At 47.8% G+C, this 15574-nt stretch carries 17 protein-coding genes; 3 read left to right on the top strand and 14 right to left on the bottom strand.

Annotated elements, in window-relative coordinates:
- Positions 1 to 44 precede the first annotated feature (44 nt).
- Positions 45 to 1769 carry an acetate--CoA ligase gene (gene acsA / locus SY83_RS15445; protein WP_068608124.1) on the bottom strand — a complete coding sequence of 575 codons (1725 nt, stop codon included), beginning with the start codon at positions 1767 to 1769 and terminating at the stop codon, positions 45 to 47.
- A gap of 184 nt (positions 1770 to 1953) precedes the next feature.
- On the opposite strand from acsA, the gene SY83_RS15440 reads away from it, so the two are divergent.
- Positions 1954 to 2586 (top strand): GNAT family N-acetyltransferase, encoded by a 633-nt coding sequence (locus SY83_RS15440; RefSeq protein WP_068608122.1) that lies wholly within the window; start codon positions 1954 to 1956, stop codon positions 2584 to 2586.
- A 36-nt stretch (positions 2587 to 2622) separates the two neighbouring features.
- Positions 2623 to 3825 carry an acetoin utilization protein AcuC gene (locus SY83_RS15435; RefSeq protein WP_068608120.1) on the top strand — a complete coding sequence of 401 codons (1203 nt, stop codon included), beginning with the start codon at positions 2623 to 2625 and terminating at the stop codon, positions 3823 to 3825.
- Between the two features lie 75 nt (positions 3826 to 3900).
- On the opposite strand, the gene SY83_RS15430 is transcribed toward SY83_RS15435, so the two are convergent.
- The 12 genes from SY83_RS15430 to SY83_RS23810 all read right to left on the bottom strand — a co-directional run bounded on the left by SY83_RS15430 (position 3901) and on the right by SY83_RS23810 (position 14463).
- Positions 3901 to 4602, bottom strand: a complete 702-nt coding sequence (locus tag SY83_RS15430) for a 5'-methylthioadenosine/adenosylhomocysteine nucleosidase (protein WP_068608117.1) — start codon at positions 4600 to 4602, stop codon at positions 3901 to 3903.
- Positions 4603 to 4712: 110 nt separating this feature from the next.
- Positions 4713 to 5732: a catabolite control protein A gene (gene ccpA, locus SY83_RS15425; RefSeq protein ID WP_231891265.1), complete on the bottom strand. Its 1020-nt coding sequence runs from the start codon at positions 5730 to 5732 to the stop codon at positions 4713 to 4715.
- 129 nt (positions 5733 to 5861) lie between these two features.
- Positions 5862 to 6284 carry a hypothetical protein gene (locus SY83_RS15420; protein ID WP_068608113.1) on the bottom strand — a complete coding sequence of 141 codons (423 nt, stop codon included), beginning with the start codon at positions 6282 to 6284 and terminating at the stop codon, positions 5862 to 5864.
- A gap of 122 nt (positions 6285 to 6406) precedes the next feature.
- The gene (locus SY83_RS15415) at positions 6407 to 6763 is read right to left on the bottom strand and encodes a VanZ family protein (RefSeq protein ID WP_231891458.1); all 357 of its coding nucleotides are present in this window, start codon (positions 6761 to 6763) and stop codon (positions 6407 to 6409) included.
- Positions 6764 to 6818: 55 nt separating this feature from the next.
- Positions 6819 to 7352, bottom strand: a complete 534-nt coding sequence (locus SY83_RS15410) for a type 1 glutamine amidotransferase domain-containing protein (protein WP_068608110.1) — start codon at positions 7350 to 7352, stop codon at positions 6819 to 6821.
- Entirely contained in the window at positions 7353 to 9092 is a 1740-nt protein-coding gene (ptsP, locus tag SY83_RS15405) for a phosphoenolpyruvate--protein phosphotransferase (protein WP_068608108.1), read from the bottom strand. It abuts the gene before it with no gap.
- The gene (locus SY83_RS15400) at positions 9085 to 10980 is read right to left on the bottom strand and encodes a glucose PTS transporter subunit IIA (protein WP_068608106.1); all 1896 of its coding nucleotides are present in this window, start codon (positions 10978 to 10980) and stop codon (positions 9085 to 9087) included. The genes ptsP and SY83_RS15400 overlap by 8 nt, the downstream gene beginning before the upstream one ends.
- A gap of 105 nt (positions 10981 to 11085) precedes the next feature.
- Positions 11086 to 11799: a hypothetical protein gene (locus tag SY83_RS15395; RefSeq protein WP_068608105.1), complete on the bottom strand. Its 714-nt coding sequence runs from the start codon at positions 11797 to 11799 to the stop codon at positions 11086 to 11088.
- Between the two features lie 124 nt (positions 11800 to 11923).
- Positions 11924 to 12349, bottom strand: a complete 426-nt coding sequence (locus SY83_RS15390; RefSeq protein ID WP_068608103.1) for a CoA-binding protein — start codon at positions 12347 to 12349, stop codon at positions 11924 to 11926.
- Positions 12350 to 12364: 15 nt separating this feature from the next.
- The gene (gene aroA, locus SY83_RS15385) at positions 12365 to 13657 is read right to left on the bottom strand and encodes a 3-phosphoshikimate 1-carboxyvinyltransferase (protein ID WP_068608101.1); all 1293 of its coding nucleotides are present in this window, start codon (positions 13655 to 13657) and stop codon (positions 12365 to 12367) included.
- A gap of 13 nt (positions 13658 to 13670) precedes the next feature.
- The gene (locus SY83_RS15380) at positions 13671 to 14072 is read right to left on the bottom strand and encodes a fluoride efflux transporter FluC (protein WP_068608097.1); all 402 of its coding nucleotides are present in this window, start codon (positions 14070 to 14072) and stop codon (positions 13671 to 13673) included.
- On the bottom strand, positions 14062 to 14463 hold the full coding sequence (locus SY83_RS23810; RefSeq protein WP_197479873.1) for a fluoride efflux transporter FluC: 402 nt from the start codon (positions 14461 to 14463) through the stop codon (positions 14062 to 14064). The genes SY83_RS15380 and SY83_RS23810 overlap by 11 nt, the downstream gene beginning before the upstream one ends.
- Positions 14464 to 14558: 95 nt before the next feature.
- On the opposite strand from SY83_RS23810, the gene SY83_RS15375 reads away from it, so the two are divergent.
- Entirely contained in the window at positions 14559 to 14867 is a 309-nt protein-coding gene (locus tag SY83_RS15375) for a rhodanese-like domain-containing protein (RefSeq protein WP_068608095.1), read from the top strand.
- On the opposite strand, the gene SY83_RS15370 is transcribed toward SY83_RS15375, so the two are convergent.
- The gene (locus tag SY83_RS15370) at positions 14864 to 15409 is read right to left on the bottom strand and encodes a shikimate kinase (RefSeq protein ID WP_068608093.1); all 546 of its coding nucleotides are present in this window, start codon (positions 15407 to 15409) and stop codon (positions 14864 to 14866) included. The two genes, SY83_RS15375 and SY83_RS15370, sit on opposite strands and share 4 nt — an antisense overlap.
- Positions 15410 to 15574: the final 165 nt, after the last annotated feature.

Raw genomic sequence — 15574 nt, 5'->3', positions numbered from 1 at the left:
GCCCCGACAAGCGACTGCGTCTTGTCGGGGCTTATTATTGTGTATTAATCTTCAATGGTTGAAAGATCGCCCGTGGGCAGATTAAGTTCCCAAGCCTTAAGCACCCGTCTCATTATTTTACCGCTTCGGGTCTTGGGCAACTTATCCCGAAACTCAATTTCACGCGGTGACGCATGTGCCGATAGCCCTTCCTTTACGAACTTGGAAATTTCCGCTTTTAACTCCTCCGAGGCAACATAACCCTCTCTTAAAGAGATAAAAGCCTTAATCACTTCACCGCGCATGGCGTCAGGCTTGCCTATAACTCCAGCTTCCGCGACAGCGGGATGTTCGACCAGCTTGCTCTCCACTTCAAACGGCCCTACTCGCTCCCCTGATGTGTTAATCACATCATCAATTCGTCCCTGGAACCAGAAATATCCGTCTTCATCGCAATAAGCTGAATCTCCGGAGACGTACCAGCCATCCAATCTAAAGTACTCTTCGTACTTGGAAGGATTATTCCACACCTTGCGCATCATGGATGGCCACGGTGTGCGAATAGCCAGATTACCCATCCGATACGGCGGCAGAATCTGACCGGCGTCATCAATAATGGCGGCTTGAACGCCTGGGATCGGTCGGCCCATGGACCCAGGTTTAACGGGCATGGAGGGATAATTACATATCAGTTGAGCACCGGTTTCCGTCATCCACCAAGTATCGTGAATGCGATGATTATATACCTTCATTCCCCAACGAACCACTTCAGGATTCAGGGGTTCGCCTACACTCAACACATGACGCAAGGAGGAAAGGTTGAATTGATTCACCACATCGTCCCCCGCCCCCATTAGCATCCGGAATGCAGTAGGCGCACTATACCAAACCGTTACTTTATACTTTTCAATCGTCTTGTACCAATCCTGCGGAGAGAACCTTCCTCCGCGAATTACATTGGTAACGCCGTTCAGCCAAGGAGCAAAGATGCCATAGGACGTGCCTGTAACCCACCCCGGATCAGCTGTACACCAATATACATCATCTTCCTGTAAGTCTAACACCATACGGCCCGTATAATAATGTTGAATCATGGCGTTATGAACGTGGTAGACCCCTTTAGGCTTACCGGTCGAACCCGAGGTATAATGCAATAGAAGTCCATCCTCGCGGTCCATCCATTCAATCTCAGCTTCATCCGAAGCGTCAGCCATCTCTCGATGATAATCGATGACTCCTGAATCAGCTTCGATATCAGAACCCACAAGAATCACATGCTTCAACTCAGGCAATTCGTCGCGAGGTACGCGAGAAACCAACGCCGGTGTTGATATAATGGCTACAGCCCCGGAATCTTGCAAGCGATCCCTTACGGCTGTCTCCATGAAAGCCTCAAATAAGGGCCCTACAATCACGCCGACTTTCAGTGCGCCCAGCAGACAGAAATAAAGCTCAGGCGTCCTCGGCATGAAGATGAAGACACGATCACCTTTCTTAATGCCACGTTCCCGAAGTACATTCGCAAAACGGTTGGATGCTTTGCGCAGATCTTCAAACGTATATTGTTCTTCCCGGGTAAGATCGCTGTAATACAGCGCAACCTTATCTTTACGGGCACCGTTGGTGTGATAATCGATCGCTTCGTACGCGATATTCAGCTTACCCGTCTCATGCCAGGAGAAATGTCTTTCTACCTGCTCCCAGCGGAATCCGGCTCTTGCTTCCTCATAGGTTCCTAGGTTAGTCGATTGTGCCGTAACCGGAATGATCTCTTCATGTGTGTTCCCCATAGCCGTACCTCCCAAGCGAATAATGAAACAGTTCGTTAGCGCTTACAATTATGTCGGATCGGTGAAACAATTGTGAGAATATTTTGCCATTGTTCATTATACCATAAAGATTTCAGACCCGACTACACTTTTCATGTGCGTGTTTTTTTGCTATAAGTAAGGTATGCGAAAGGAGCGGCATTCGATGAAACACAGCAAAATCTATCACTCCGAGGAAGTCTCCTATCAAGATAAGACGCTCTTAATTGAAGGACCTGTCACTCCTGCTTATTTGAAGGGCTTGTCCATGCATGAAGGCCTTAAGGCATTTCGCAGACCCCGGGAACAACAAGAAGCGCTGGTGGAAATCGCCGGTTTACCGGAAGGACGAATGATTGTAACTACCCTTGACGAAGTGATTATAGGTTATGTAACTTTTCATTACCCGGATGAGATGGAACGATGGTCGGAAGGAAAGATGATTGATTTAATTGAATTAGGTGCCGTTGAGGTTGCTGCTCCCTACCGTTCACTTGGGCTGGGTAAGCGAATGATTCGACTTGGGTTTGCCGGTAGGCAATTGGAGCCTTATATCGTTTTTACTACAGAATATTACTGGCATTGGGATTTAGCAGGCTCCGGTTTGAATGTATGGGACTATCGTAAAATGATGGAAAGGTTGATGGAGTCGGCCGGTATGGTGTGGTATGCTACCGACGATCCGGAAATTTGCTCACATCCTGCCAACTGCCTGATGGTGCGGGTAGGCAAAGATGTGCCTATGACGTCCGTGGAGCAGTTTGACAGGGTGCGTTTCCAGAACAGATTTATGTATTGAAATAACAATGATGTTATAAAGCAAGGAGTTATCAAGATGAAGATTGTGGATGAGGGAGCGAAGTTTGTTTTTCATCAAGATGAAATCGATTACCGTTTTAACGACAGTCATCCTTTTAATCAACAAAGGTTAGTGCTGACTTGCGACCTTCTTCGCAAAGCGGGAGCTTTGCCCGATGAGGCTGTCATCTCTCCCCGTTCCGCCACGGAAGAAGAGCTTGGCTATGTTCATTCGAAGGAATATATACAAGCTGTCCAAGCGTTGAGTCTGCCCGCACCGGATCGCGAGTGGCTCGCACGGGCTGAATCTTACGGCTTGACTTCCGAGGATACCCCCTACTTTACCCGTATGCACGAGATTACGGCCAGAGTGGTTGGCGGCTCACTTAAGGCAGCCGAATTGGTCATGTCCGGTGAAACCAGTCATGCGCTGCATTTAGGAGGTGGGTTACACCACGCTTTCTCAGGGAAAGGCGCTGGCTTCTGCGTATACAATGACGCCTCCGTCGCCATTGCCTCCATCCGCGCGAAGTATGGTGCGCGGGTGCTTTACATTGACACAGACGTTCACCACGGAGACGGTGTGCAATGGACGTTCTACACGGATCCGGACGTGTGCACATTCTCGATCCATGAGACCGGTAAGTATCTATTTCCGGGTTCAGGGGGTGTGGATGAGCGCGGAGACGGACTTGGATACGGCTGCAACTTCAATCTGCCGATGGAGCCCTATACCGAGGATGCTTCTTGGCTGGAATGCTTTGAAGAGTCGCTTCGGCGCGTTGTTGCCGCGTTCAAGCCTGACGTTATTGTCAGTCAGCACGGATGTGACGCGCATGCGTATGATCCCCTTTCCCATATTCATTGCTCCATGAACATTTATGCCCGTATGCCTCAAATCATCCACCGTCTGGCTCATGAACATTGTGAAGGAAGATGGATTGCGCTCGGCGGAGGCGGCTACGACATCTGGCGGGTTGTTCCCCGCGCATGGAGCTTACTATGGCTGGAGATGAGCGGTCATCCGCTTGGAGCCTCCGTGGAAGCAGACGGGCTGTTGCCCCTGCCACAGGATTGGTTGGATGAATGGGGCCCGCAGAGCCCGAAGCAACTGCCTGGTACGTGGCTCGATAACCCGGCAAGCTGGGAGTCGATGCCGCGGCGCGATGAAATCACCGAAAAGAATCGCAGAACACTCCAACTGACAACCTTACATTTGCCGCCAGAAACGGTCGGTTAACCCCCATAACAGAAAGGACCTTTAGCGGAGCGATGCTCCACTGAAGGTCCTTTCCAACTTTCGGCCAAGCTCGGATTACATCGAAGCGATCATATCTTCCACGATTCGATGAGAGTTTTCCGAAGCCTGAATGGTAAACTCCCCAAAGTTTACATGCGCTGATCCATCCGCTTTATCCGACATCGAACGTATGACGACATAAGGTACACCGTTCATGCTGCAGACTTGAGCAACGGCCGCGCCTTCCATCTCCGTGCAGGCCCCTTGCATCGATTCATACAAATCCCGAACCTTATCGCGGTCAGCGACGAATTGATCTCCTGAAAGCACAATTCCTTTCACGGAACGACCATCGAACAGGCGAGCGCAAGAAGCTTCCGCCAACGCCACCAACGTCGGGTCTGCCGTGAAACGGGATACTGCCGCGAAGGGGATAATGCCACGCTCATAACCAAGTGCCGTCACGTCCATATCATGTTGCAGGCATTCGGTGGAGATGACAATATCTCCGATGTTCAACGAAGGGTCAACGGCCCCGGCAACACCTGTAAATAACACCGCGTTCACCCGGTAACGGTCAATGAGCAGTTGGGTGCATACAGCCGCGTTCACTTTACCAACGCCTGACTTACACAGGACAAGAGATTTCCCCTTGAACTGTCCTTCATAGTAGATAATACCGGCGGCTTGTGATTCTTTTACATTCTTAAGCTGCTCCAACATTAATTGGATTTCTTCATCCATCGCTCCGATTAAACCAATGGTTGTATTCGACATAACCGTTCTCCCTCTCCATTCTCATCATGTACGCAAACTTACTCAAAATAAAAGGCTTATCCTCTCCCGCAAGGGAAAGGACAAGCGCTTCGTTTGTGGTCATAAAAGCCTTACAATTGAGCTACAGACGCCCGGCGGATAATCTCATGCGGCAAAATAACCCGATTCTGTTCCACAGGTTCTTTCTTCATCAGCTTGGTCAGCAAACGCATGGAAACCGCGCCGATGTCATACATGGGTTGAGCAACCGTAGTTAACTGAGGACGCACCATGGAAGCCATTCTAATGTTGTCCACCGAAATGACGGAGACATCTTCAGGTACTTTCAATCCGGCATCCTGAATGGCGTGAATCGCACCGATGGCCATCTCGTCCGTTGCGGCAAATACCGCGCTTGGTCGTTCCGGCAATTCGAGGAAATATTTCATCATATCCACACCGGATTCGTAACGGTAATTACCGATTCTTACATACTCTTCATTCAAGGCCAATCCCGCTTCTTCCAAAGCACGCTTATAACCTTGATATCGAGCATAACCATTGGATTGATCTTGCAAAGTGCCGCTGATCATGGCGATCTGCTTATGGCCGCTTTCCAAGAGCGTATGTACCGCATCATAAGCCGCTTCTTCGTGATTAATATCTACCGATGGAATCGTGGCCTGCTCGTCCGTAGTAGCGCAGAGCACAATCGGTACAGATGCCGTGCGGAACGCTTGCACATGCTCCTCCGTTACCGTGCCGCCCATAAACAAGAGCCCGTCCACCTGCTTCTCAAGCAAAGTATTGATAACACGAATTTCCTTCTCTTTACGCTTGTCCGCATTACATAGAATAATGTTGTAATGGTACATGTTCGCGATATCCTCGATTCCGCGTGCGACTTCAGCGAAAATCTGATTCGAAATATCAGGAATTACAACACCCACGGTTGTGGTCTTCTTGCTGGCGAGACCTCTGGCCACCGCATTCGGACGGTACCCCAATCGCTCAATCGCTTCAAATACTTTCTTACGGGTCTGCGGTTTCACGTTAGGGTTATTATTTACAACCCTGGAAACCGTGGCCATGGATACGCCTGCTTCTCTTGCTACATCATAAATGGTTACGGTCAATGTCGTTCTCTCCATTACACTAATTTATCGTTCGATACGTTGTAAATATGATACGACAAAAAAAGGCAATACGCAATGTAAACAACCTTTTCATTTTCAAAAAACGCCGACAACCTATATAAATACGTGTTTCTACGCGTTCTATCAGCCGATAAGATCATTAGCTTTAACGGCATGCCGGCTAATTTGAGCCAGGCGGGAACGAATTTCCGCAGTCCAGGCCACATCTCCCGCGGACTGGGAAATCAACAATAAATCCAGAAGCTGATTAATCCGCTCCTCAACAATATCTCTTACGGTAAGATGTATGTATTCTTTGTCAGATACGACATAAATAATATGCGCCAGCTCATTTAATTCGTTAAATTGCAACACTTGTTTCGCCGGGGCGGATCCCAGACCTTCAATACATTGCTTCAATTCTTCTTTTACTTCTTGAAATATTTCACTGTGCTTGCAAGCTTCACAGGAGTATACAGGTACGTGCTCGATTTCCACCGACTTGGAATATATTACAGTACGTAGTTTCACGGACATCACATGCCCGCATGCGCAAGGTTTCTGCAACCTGACCACCCCTTATTTGAATAACCGGAAATATAAACCGGAATGAGCCTATATTCCGTAACATATTCGACTCATGCCGATGAACTCCTGCTTCGGGGGAACTAGAACTTTTTAGCAAAAAATTAAAGTTTATGCAACCATCGTTTTACCGGCGAAATGGAACTGATCAGCATGGCTATACCCGCTCCAATGGTATCATTGCGCAGATCTTTCGCATCCGGCGTCCTCTCACCGACAAAAGATTGATGAAACTCATCTGTTAACCCATAAAGAAAACAGAACAACACCACCATAACCTTCACTTTCATATTGCGCATGTCTTTGGGAAACGCGATCAGGTATGCCAATGCAAGAATGAAATAAGCTACGAAATGTCCCCAGTCAAAATTATTCATACCAGGGAACCATCGTTGAAACAAAGGAAACAGGCTATTCAAATCGTCACCGGTTTGCGATGAAAAATAAAAAATAAGGGCCATCACAAGGACGGCCGGCAAAGCGCGAAACACATATTTCATAAATATCAATCCGTTTCTATCTGTTTAGTCTGGCTGCCAACACATCAACAAACGCCTTAGTAAACGCGGGCAAATCCGGAGGTCTGCGTCCTGATACAATATTTCGGTCTATGACCACTTCTTCGTCCACCCAAATGGCTCCGGCATTCTCTAAATCATCTTTGATGCCGGGTGTGGATGTCATCGTATACCCTTTACAGATCTTGGCGGAAGCCAGCACCCATCCGGCATGACAAATGTGGGCAATCGGCTTCTCGTCCTTGTGAAACTCTTGAGTCAGTCGAATGACATCCGCGTAACGTCGCAGTTTGTCCGGCGCCCAACCACCGGGTACATATAACCCGAGGTAATCTTTAGACTTCACATCTTCAAAAGCGTATTCGGTTTGCAGAGGCACACCGTACTTGCCGTGGTATACCGTGTTGGCTTTAGGTCCAACCAAATCCACCTGAGCTCCTGCTTCACGCAATCGTAGCACGGGATACCACATTTCCAGATCTTCAAATTCTTCATCAACAAACGCTAATACTTTATAGCCCTTCATTTCCATTTAAGTTCCCTCCTGTACAGTAATCTTTGAATTAAATTGATCCAGCACGGCGCGCATTTCCGAAGATGTTCCGCACTTCAACAAACGTTCGGTCAGACGGACACATTCTTCTTTACTGGAATCCAGCACTTTATCTTTCACTTTCAGCAAGGATTGCACCGACATGCTTAGTTCCTGGACGCCCAATCCCAACCAGATCGGCAAAGCCTTAATATCGCCTGCCATTTCACCGCATACGCCTACAGGAATCCCTTTACGTTGGGCCGACTCTACCGTAAACTTCAACAGACGCAGGACTGCGGGATGATAAGGCTCATATAGATGAGCAATCTTCTCGTTCATCCGATCCACGGCAAGCACATATTGTACCAAGTCATTGGTACCTATGCTAAAAAAATCGACTTCTTCCGCAAGAACGTCAGCGATCTGGGCCGCCGCAGGTACCTCTATCATAATACCAACCGCAATGTCCGATTGAAAGGGCACAGAAGCATCCTTTAATTCCTCTTTTACTTCGCTCAAGATTCGGTTAGCCTCTCTGATCTCTTCCACACTGGAAATCATCGGGTACATAATCTTCACTTGACCGTACGCGCTAGCCCGCAAAATAGCTCGCAACTGGGTCCGAAACAACCCTGTCTCTTCCAGACAGATCCGAATCGCTCTGTACCCGAGAAAAGGATTTTCTTCTTCCGGCAACGCAAAATAGTCCAACTGTTTATCGCCGCCGATATCCAGCGTCCGGATAATGCTGGGGTTCCCGCCCATACGCTCCGCAACTTCCTTGTATACGGTGAATTGCTCCTCTTCGGTGGGCAGGCTCGTTCGATCCATATACAGCAGCTCTGTCCGGAATAAACCGACGCCGGAGGCTCCGTTCCGCAACACATGTTCCAATTCTTTCAGTGAAGATATATTCGCCTCAAGTTGGACTTCAAAGCCGTCTGAGGTAATGGCAGGTACTGTTGCTAAATCTTGCAGACGATCAGCCGCTTCCTTAGCCATTGTCTTTCGGTTCGTATAACGAGCGATGACATGCGCGCCGGGATTGACATGAACGACTCCTTCCTCGCCGTCAATGATCAAATGATCTCCTGTCGTTACAGGCTTCACAAATTTCCCTTCAAGACCGGACACCAGCGGAATCCCTAATGCGCGCGCCATAATTGCTGAATGAGATGTCGTCCCTCCCAGCAATGTTGCAATCCCGAGAACATTAGCCGGATTTAAATGAGCAAGTTGTGAAGGAGACACTTCTTTGGCTACCAGTATGAAGGGTTGATTGTCTGAAGGCAATGTAACATCCGGGGAACCGATCAAATGTTTCAAAAGACGGTTGCCGACATCCTTGATATCCAATGCCCGTTCTTTCATATATTCATCATCGAGCAAATCAAACATATTGACAAATTTGTCAATAACTTCCTTTACGGCAACTTCGGCAGCTTTATACTGCCGTTGAATGATACCTCGAATTTCGTTCATGAACACAGGATCATCCAATATAGCTAAATGCGCGTCAAAGATGTTGGATTCCTCATGACCCACCACATCCGAAATTTCTTTCTTGATATACTCAATTTCATCTTTAGAAGTTCGGATCCCTTCGTACAGTCTCTCAAACTCCTTGGCCAGATCGGTTACGTCTATCATTTCATCAGGAAGATCCCATTCCCAGGTGGGCAGTACGAAAGCTTTACCGATAGCAATCCCGGCTGCTGCTCCTATCCCTTTAACCATGCTTTCTCTCTCCATCCATTGCTTCTTTATCATTAAGAACGACGGACATAACGGAAGCCTGTCCTTTCTTGACTGCCTTGAAAGGCGCGAAGCTCCATGATTTCACCCGGTCCGAGTTCGTTATTACCATAGGTGTGATGGTGGAAGTGCTCTCTTTCTTCAGCTTCTGCAAGTCAAAGCGAATCAGGAGTTGTCCCTGCTCCACCTCATCACCCTCCTTGACATACGCGGTAAACATCTTCCCTTTAATGAGCGAGGTGTCGATACCGATATGCAGCAGAACTTCCAGTCCTTCCGAAGTAACGATGCCGAGTGCGTGTAAACTCGGGTAAATATGGGCAATCTTACCGGATACCGGGGCAACCAGTTCGCCTTTCTCGGGAATGAAAGCCACCCCGTCACCCACGATCTTGCGGGCAAAAATCTGATCCGGCACTTCGGACAGCGGTATCATACGGCCCTGTAACGGAGCATGGAACAACACGCGGTCATCGTCCTTCTGCAATACTCTCATAATCTCTTCCCTGATTAGCTCGGAGAACGTACCGAATACAACCTGAACATTGCCGCCCCCTAAACGCATAACTCCCGCCGCGCCCAAATGGCGCAATGCATTCATATCGACCAATCTGTCGTTATGAACAGTTAAACGCAGCCTTGTAATACAGGCTTCAAGCTGCACGATGTTCCCCTTCCCGCCCAGCGCCTGCAGGATCAGCGGCGAACGATGACGTATATCCCCTGCCCACTCCTCCAAGTCGGAGCCTTCTTCTCTCCCCGGCGTCGGGATATCAAACCGACGGATGGCCCAGCGAAACATATAATAATAAATAAGTCCGTATAGAATTCCGATCGGAATCAGCCATAACCCATGATGGGACAGATGCAAGTTTAACAAATATTCAATGGCACCGGCAGAAAACGAAAATCCGTGATGAATATCAAGCGCATAAGCAATCCACATGGAGAAGCCGGATAATACCGCATGCACAATGAACAAATAGGGAGCAACAAACAGGAACGCGAACTCAATCGGCTCCGTTACCCCTGTGAGAAAAGAAGCCAAAGCCGCGGTAAGAAACGTAATTTTCACCTTGGGCTTCAGATCTTCACGGGCCTCTTGAATAATGGCCAGTGCGATAGCGGGTAAGGCGAACATCATCGTCGGATACAGACCAGCCATATAGATCCCTGCCGAAGGATCTCCAGCAAAAAATCGCGGTAAGTCCCCGATGGATGCCTGTCCATCCGCTCCCTGGAATCCTCCTACCTGAAACCACATAAAGTTGTTAATGATATGGTGTAATCCCCAAGGGACCAGTAATCTGTGGGCAATTCCATATATAAAGGTTCCGAAGCCTCCGAGTTCAATAAGCCAAGCGCCTGTCCGAATCAGAGCCGTTTCCATATGCGGACCAATCCATACAAATAATGCTGACAGCAATATAGATGCCACACTCATGACTAAAGGTACAAACCGCGGTCCTCCAAAGAATTGTATGGCTTCCGGAAGCTTGATATCTTTAAATCGATTATAAACAATCGCTGACATGACCCCGATCATAATCCCGCCTGATATACCCAGGTGGAAGGATTCGCCCACATACTCTTTCGTTATTTGCAAAAATATAAAATATCCGATTATTGCCGACATGGCTGCAATACTTGCATTCTTCGTTAACCCATGAGCAACGCCCACAGCAAATATGAAAGGCAAATAACGAAATATTTGTTCACCCGATATCAGCAACACATGCCCGACGGAATCCGCTCCGATCGCAGCCCATGGCAAGTTCGCCAAGCTGATCAGAATCGCCGCCGCCGGCAGTGTAATCATCGGCATCATCAAGGATCGGCCGAATTGCTGTAAGTTTCCCATCAAGTTCAAGGGACATCCTCCTTTCCTCTTCTTGATGGTATAGTGTACCCCACCTGTTTGTCAAAACAAAACATGAAAAAGCGGACCCGAAGGTCCGCCATTGTTGAATATGATTTAAGCGCGGTAGCTTGATGGAGATTGGGAATCTTCACGGTATTGTCGATCATGGCCTTGTTGGTCGCCTTTATAACCTGAAGTGTGGTAGCTGTTCGCTGATGTGTAGCTGTTTTGGCCATATTGGGATTGTCCGTATTGCGATTGTCCGTATTGTGCTTGACCGTATTGACCTTGTCCTTGATTTTGGCCGTATTGACCTTGTGTTGATTGACTATATGATGATCCTGTTGCATATGTTGACGGTGATTGGGAATCTTCACGGTATGCACGGTCATGACCTTGTTGGTTGCCTTTGTATCCGGAAGTGTGGAAGCTTGAAGTGATGTTGGCATTGGGGGATTGGGAATCCTCACGGTATTGACGGTCATGACCTTGTTGGTCGCCTTTGTAGCCTGAAGTGTGGAAGCTGGACGTTACGTTCGGGTATGGAGATTGGGAATCTTCGCGATAGTAAGCGTCATGACCTTGTTGGTTACCTTTATAGCCTGATGTGTGGAAATTGGATGTACCGGAAGAAAAGTTTTGTCCGCCGTATTGTTGTTGTTGCTTTTGTCCGTATACAGACTTCACATATCCTGTCGGTTGGTAGCCTTGTGTATTACTTGAGTAGCTGTTTGTAGCATAGCTGGACGGAGATTGGGAATCTTCACGGTATTGGCGGTCATGGCCTTGTTGGTTGCCTTTGTAGCCGGAAGTATGATAATTATTCATGCTGAGCAGCCTCCTATTTGAAAATGAGGTCTTTACGCAGGACAGTAAGCGCACCCGTCCAAACATAAAGCCTCGATTATTTTCTCTTAGGCGATTGCGTTTTATGATGTTTTGGACTTACCAATTATTTCTTGAGAGGCCCGGTTATGGCGTCTTCCACTTTAATGCAACGGTCCATGATGACGGTCAGACCTCCGCTTTCGGCGATTTGTGCGGCTTCCTCGTTCGCGATGCCCAACTGCAGCCACAGCACTTTAGCACCCGCTTCTACCGCTTCTTGAGCGATCGGAGGCGTATGTTCACTCCGCCGGAAGACGTTGACGATATCAATGGATTCCGGTATATCCTTGAGCGTCGGGTAGCTCTTCTCACCAAGTATTTCGTCGGCGTTGGGATTGACGGGAATGATTCGATAACCCCTGGCTTGCATAGCCTGTGCAACCATATACGAAGTACGCTCCGGATTATCCGATAAACCCACTACAGCCACATTGTCGGCGCGTTCCAAAATTTTCTTAATTTCTTCGCGTGCAGGATTTTCAAAAGTCATTTGGAATCTCCTCTCTTATTCAACCCATTGAACATTAGCGCCTAAACTTTTTAAGTGGTCAAAATAATGCGGATAAGACTTCGCTACATGATGTGCGTCTTTAATCCGTATGGGTTGTTTAGCTCTAAGACCGACAACAGTCAGTGACATAATTACCCGATGGTCATAATGCGCGTTGATCTCTACTCCACCTTCAATTCCTTCGGGACGGCCGTGAACTATAATTTCGCTTTGGCGCTCTTCGACTTGCGCACCTGCTTTACGAAGTTCATTTAAATAATCCGTAATTCGGTCACATTCCTTATATCGCAAGTTTTCTACGTTATAGAAACGCGAAGTTCCCTCCGCGAACACACTTGCCGCAACCATCGCAAGCACGCCGTCCGTAAACTCATCTCCGTCGAATTCGCCGGCTTTCATGGGTTTGCCGCCTTGCACGCGAACGACGCTTCCCTCATGAGTTAAATCCACGCCCATCGCTTTCAACACGTCCACAACAGCGCGTTCTCCTTGCCTGCTGTTTTCCTCCAAGCGAAGCACGGTTACGTCCGAATCCACAACAGCCGCAGCGGCCAAAATAGCGGCAGAACCCGGATAATCCCCTTGTACCGAATATTCCTTAGCTTGGTACGATTGCCGTCCCGGTACTTTATAGAACATCAGATCGTCGCTGGCATCGATCCGGATTCCCGCCTGAGCCAAAACTTCCAACGTCTGACCGACAACAACTTTGGATTTCAGATCATGAAGCACTTCAATCTCACTGTCTTCAGGCAGTAAGGGTGTCAGGAACAGCAGCGCGCTTAAATACTGTGAGCTGACACTGCCGGATACCCGAATGCGTCCTCCTTTCGGCGAACCGCCTTTCAGCGTAATGGGCAGCCGCCCAGATTGATGTTCAACCTCAATACCCATTTGTTTCAGAGCATCAATCAAATCGTCATGCGGACGCTTCCCTAAAGAATCCGGATACGTATTAATAAACGTAACTTCGGGACATAAAGCAGCAATCGCCATAAGAAAGCGCAGGACGGCCCCTGCGTTACCAACATCCAACTGCTCTACAGAGGCGGGATGTTTGCCGAAACCCGTAATTACGATCTTCTCATCATCCTCCGTGATGACCGCACCTAAGTCACGGATACATCTTCTCATGGCATCACTGTCTTCGCTGTGTGCCGGATAATAAATCGTTGAAGTACCCTCTGCGAGAGCCGCTACGAGCAAATACCGCGTTGTATAATTTTTGGAAGATAATGCCTGAATCTCCCCTTGTAGTCTTGACGTCGGTTGGACGATCATATCCATGTCATTCTCTCCTTCAACTTAAAAAGTATGTAAATAATATAAAACCGATACTTGCCGCAAAAATTCCTAGTATCGCGGTCCCGAACATGTACAAAGTTGCTTTTCTCTGATGCCCGTCTGACCACAAATCATTTCCTTGCAGAATCAGCGTGGAGAACGTTGTAAACCCTCCTAGAAAACCCGGTCCAAGAATCAAATAATGATTATTGTATTGGTAAGGCGCATCCGTTTGAGACTGAACAACAGCAATCAACACACCTAAGAGTAAAGATCCTATCAGATTAACAAATAAGGTCCCCCATGGTAACCAAGGCGGCGATTGCCCGGGACGACCGTTCCATCTTTGCGAAATGGCAGCACGGCATATCGTTCCCGCGCCCCCTCCGACAGCCACAAGAATGAGATCAATCAGCATGAGATGCGTTCTTTCCCGGTGTCCCCCACCTGATACCGAAATATGTACATGTCCAACCTGCTATAAAACTTGATCCGCTATATAGAACGGCCATGTCATAACGATTATGCTCCATTAGTACAAACGTTTCCATACTAAACGCGCTGAAAGTGGTAAATGCTCCGATCAAACCTACAGTTAAACCTTCTCTCAGCCAAAGGGAGGATCGGTCAGTAAGGAATTTCCCTGTTAAATAACCCAATACTCCGCAGCCTATTATATTACATATCCATGTAGACCACGGAAACGATTCCGTACCGTAGGGATAGAAATGCTGGGTACCTATGCTTATTAACTGTCTGCATAGCGCTCCGGCCGCTCCGAATAGAAATAAACTCAACCATCTTTTCATACCAATCACCTGTACTTGCCTGATTTTGCATTGAGAGATTCCACCGTATATACTCATCTAAGGAAGTATCCAATCTTTACATATGGAGGGTCATCATGAACGTAATCAACACGATTAGTCCGCAAGCTTTAAAGCAAAGACTTGCTGACGGTGAAAGCATGAACATTATTGATGTTCGGGAAGATGAAGAAGTTGCCGCAGGCATGATTCCGGGCGCGCAACATATCCCGTTGGGTCAGCTTCCTGAACGGATTTCGGAGATTGCCCAAACTCAGGAAATTATTCTGGTTTGCCGCAGCGGAAATCGCAGCGGGAGAGCATGCGAGTTTCTCCGAAATCAAGGATTGAAAGGTATTGTGAATATGACTGGCGGAATGCTGGAATGGGAAAACACAGAAGGTTAACCCCGGCTTAAAGCAGCATTATGTTTGTTATACGCGTCCCAAATGATACCCGCAATGGCTTCCGGCGAGTATTGCGTGGTATCCATTTGGAGATGGGCGAAATTATAAGCGCTTTCCCGTTCGCTAAGCAATACCTGAACTCTCTGCTCTAAATCACCATGTAACAAAGGTCGATTCTTGTCACTCCGTACCCTTTCCACTATGACGGATAAAGGCGCCGTTAACGCTACAACGAAACCCCGGTCGCGCATGATACGACGATTTTCTTCCGCTAGGACCGATCCGCCTCCGGTAGCTACCACATAGCTTTCCCCGGAAAGAATCTCCCGAATTGCAACTTTCTCGGCTTGTCTGAAATAAGCTTCTCCGCTCTGTGCGAAGATTTCCGGAATTGTTTTCCGTTCTTTTTTTATAACATACGCATCCGAATCAATCATCGTCCAACCTATGAACTCCGCCAGAATGGCTCCGACTGTAGTTTTACCTGTTCCCATAAAACCAACCAGCACAATATGACTTGCTTTCGCGGAGGATTCCCGCATATCCCCACCTACTTTTACGCATTAAAGTGTTTAAGTGACTTTTCCCTATCATACCACACGGCAGAAATCGGCGACAACGGCATTTTCGAGGTATTTTTTTGAACGGAAGCTATAAATATTGTGTATAAAACAGAAAGTTCAGCCGTAAGGTGGTAATGAACCTAT

The sequence above is a fragment of the Paenibacillus swuensis genome (assembly GCF_001644605.1).
Taxonomy (GTDB): domain Bacteria; phylum Bacillota; class Bacilli; order Paenibacillales; family DY6; genus Paenibacillus_N; species Paenibacillus_N swuensis.
The sequence above is the reverse complement of the archived record's forward strand: the minus strand, read 5'-3'. Positions and strand labels throughout refer to the sequence as shown.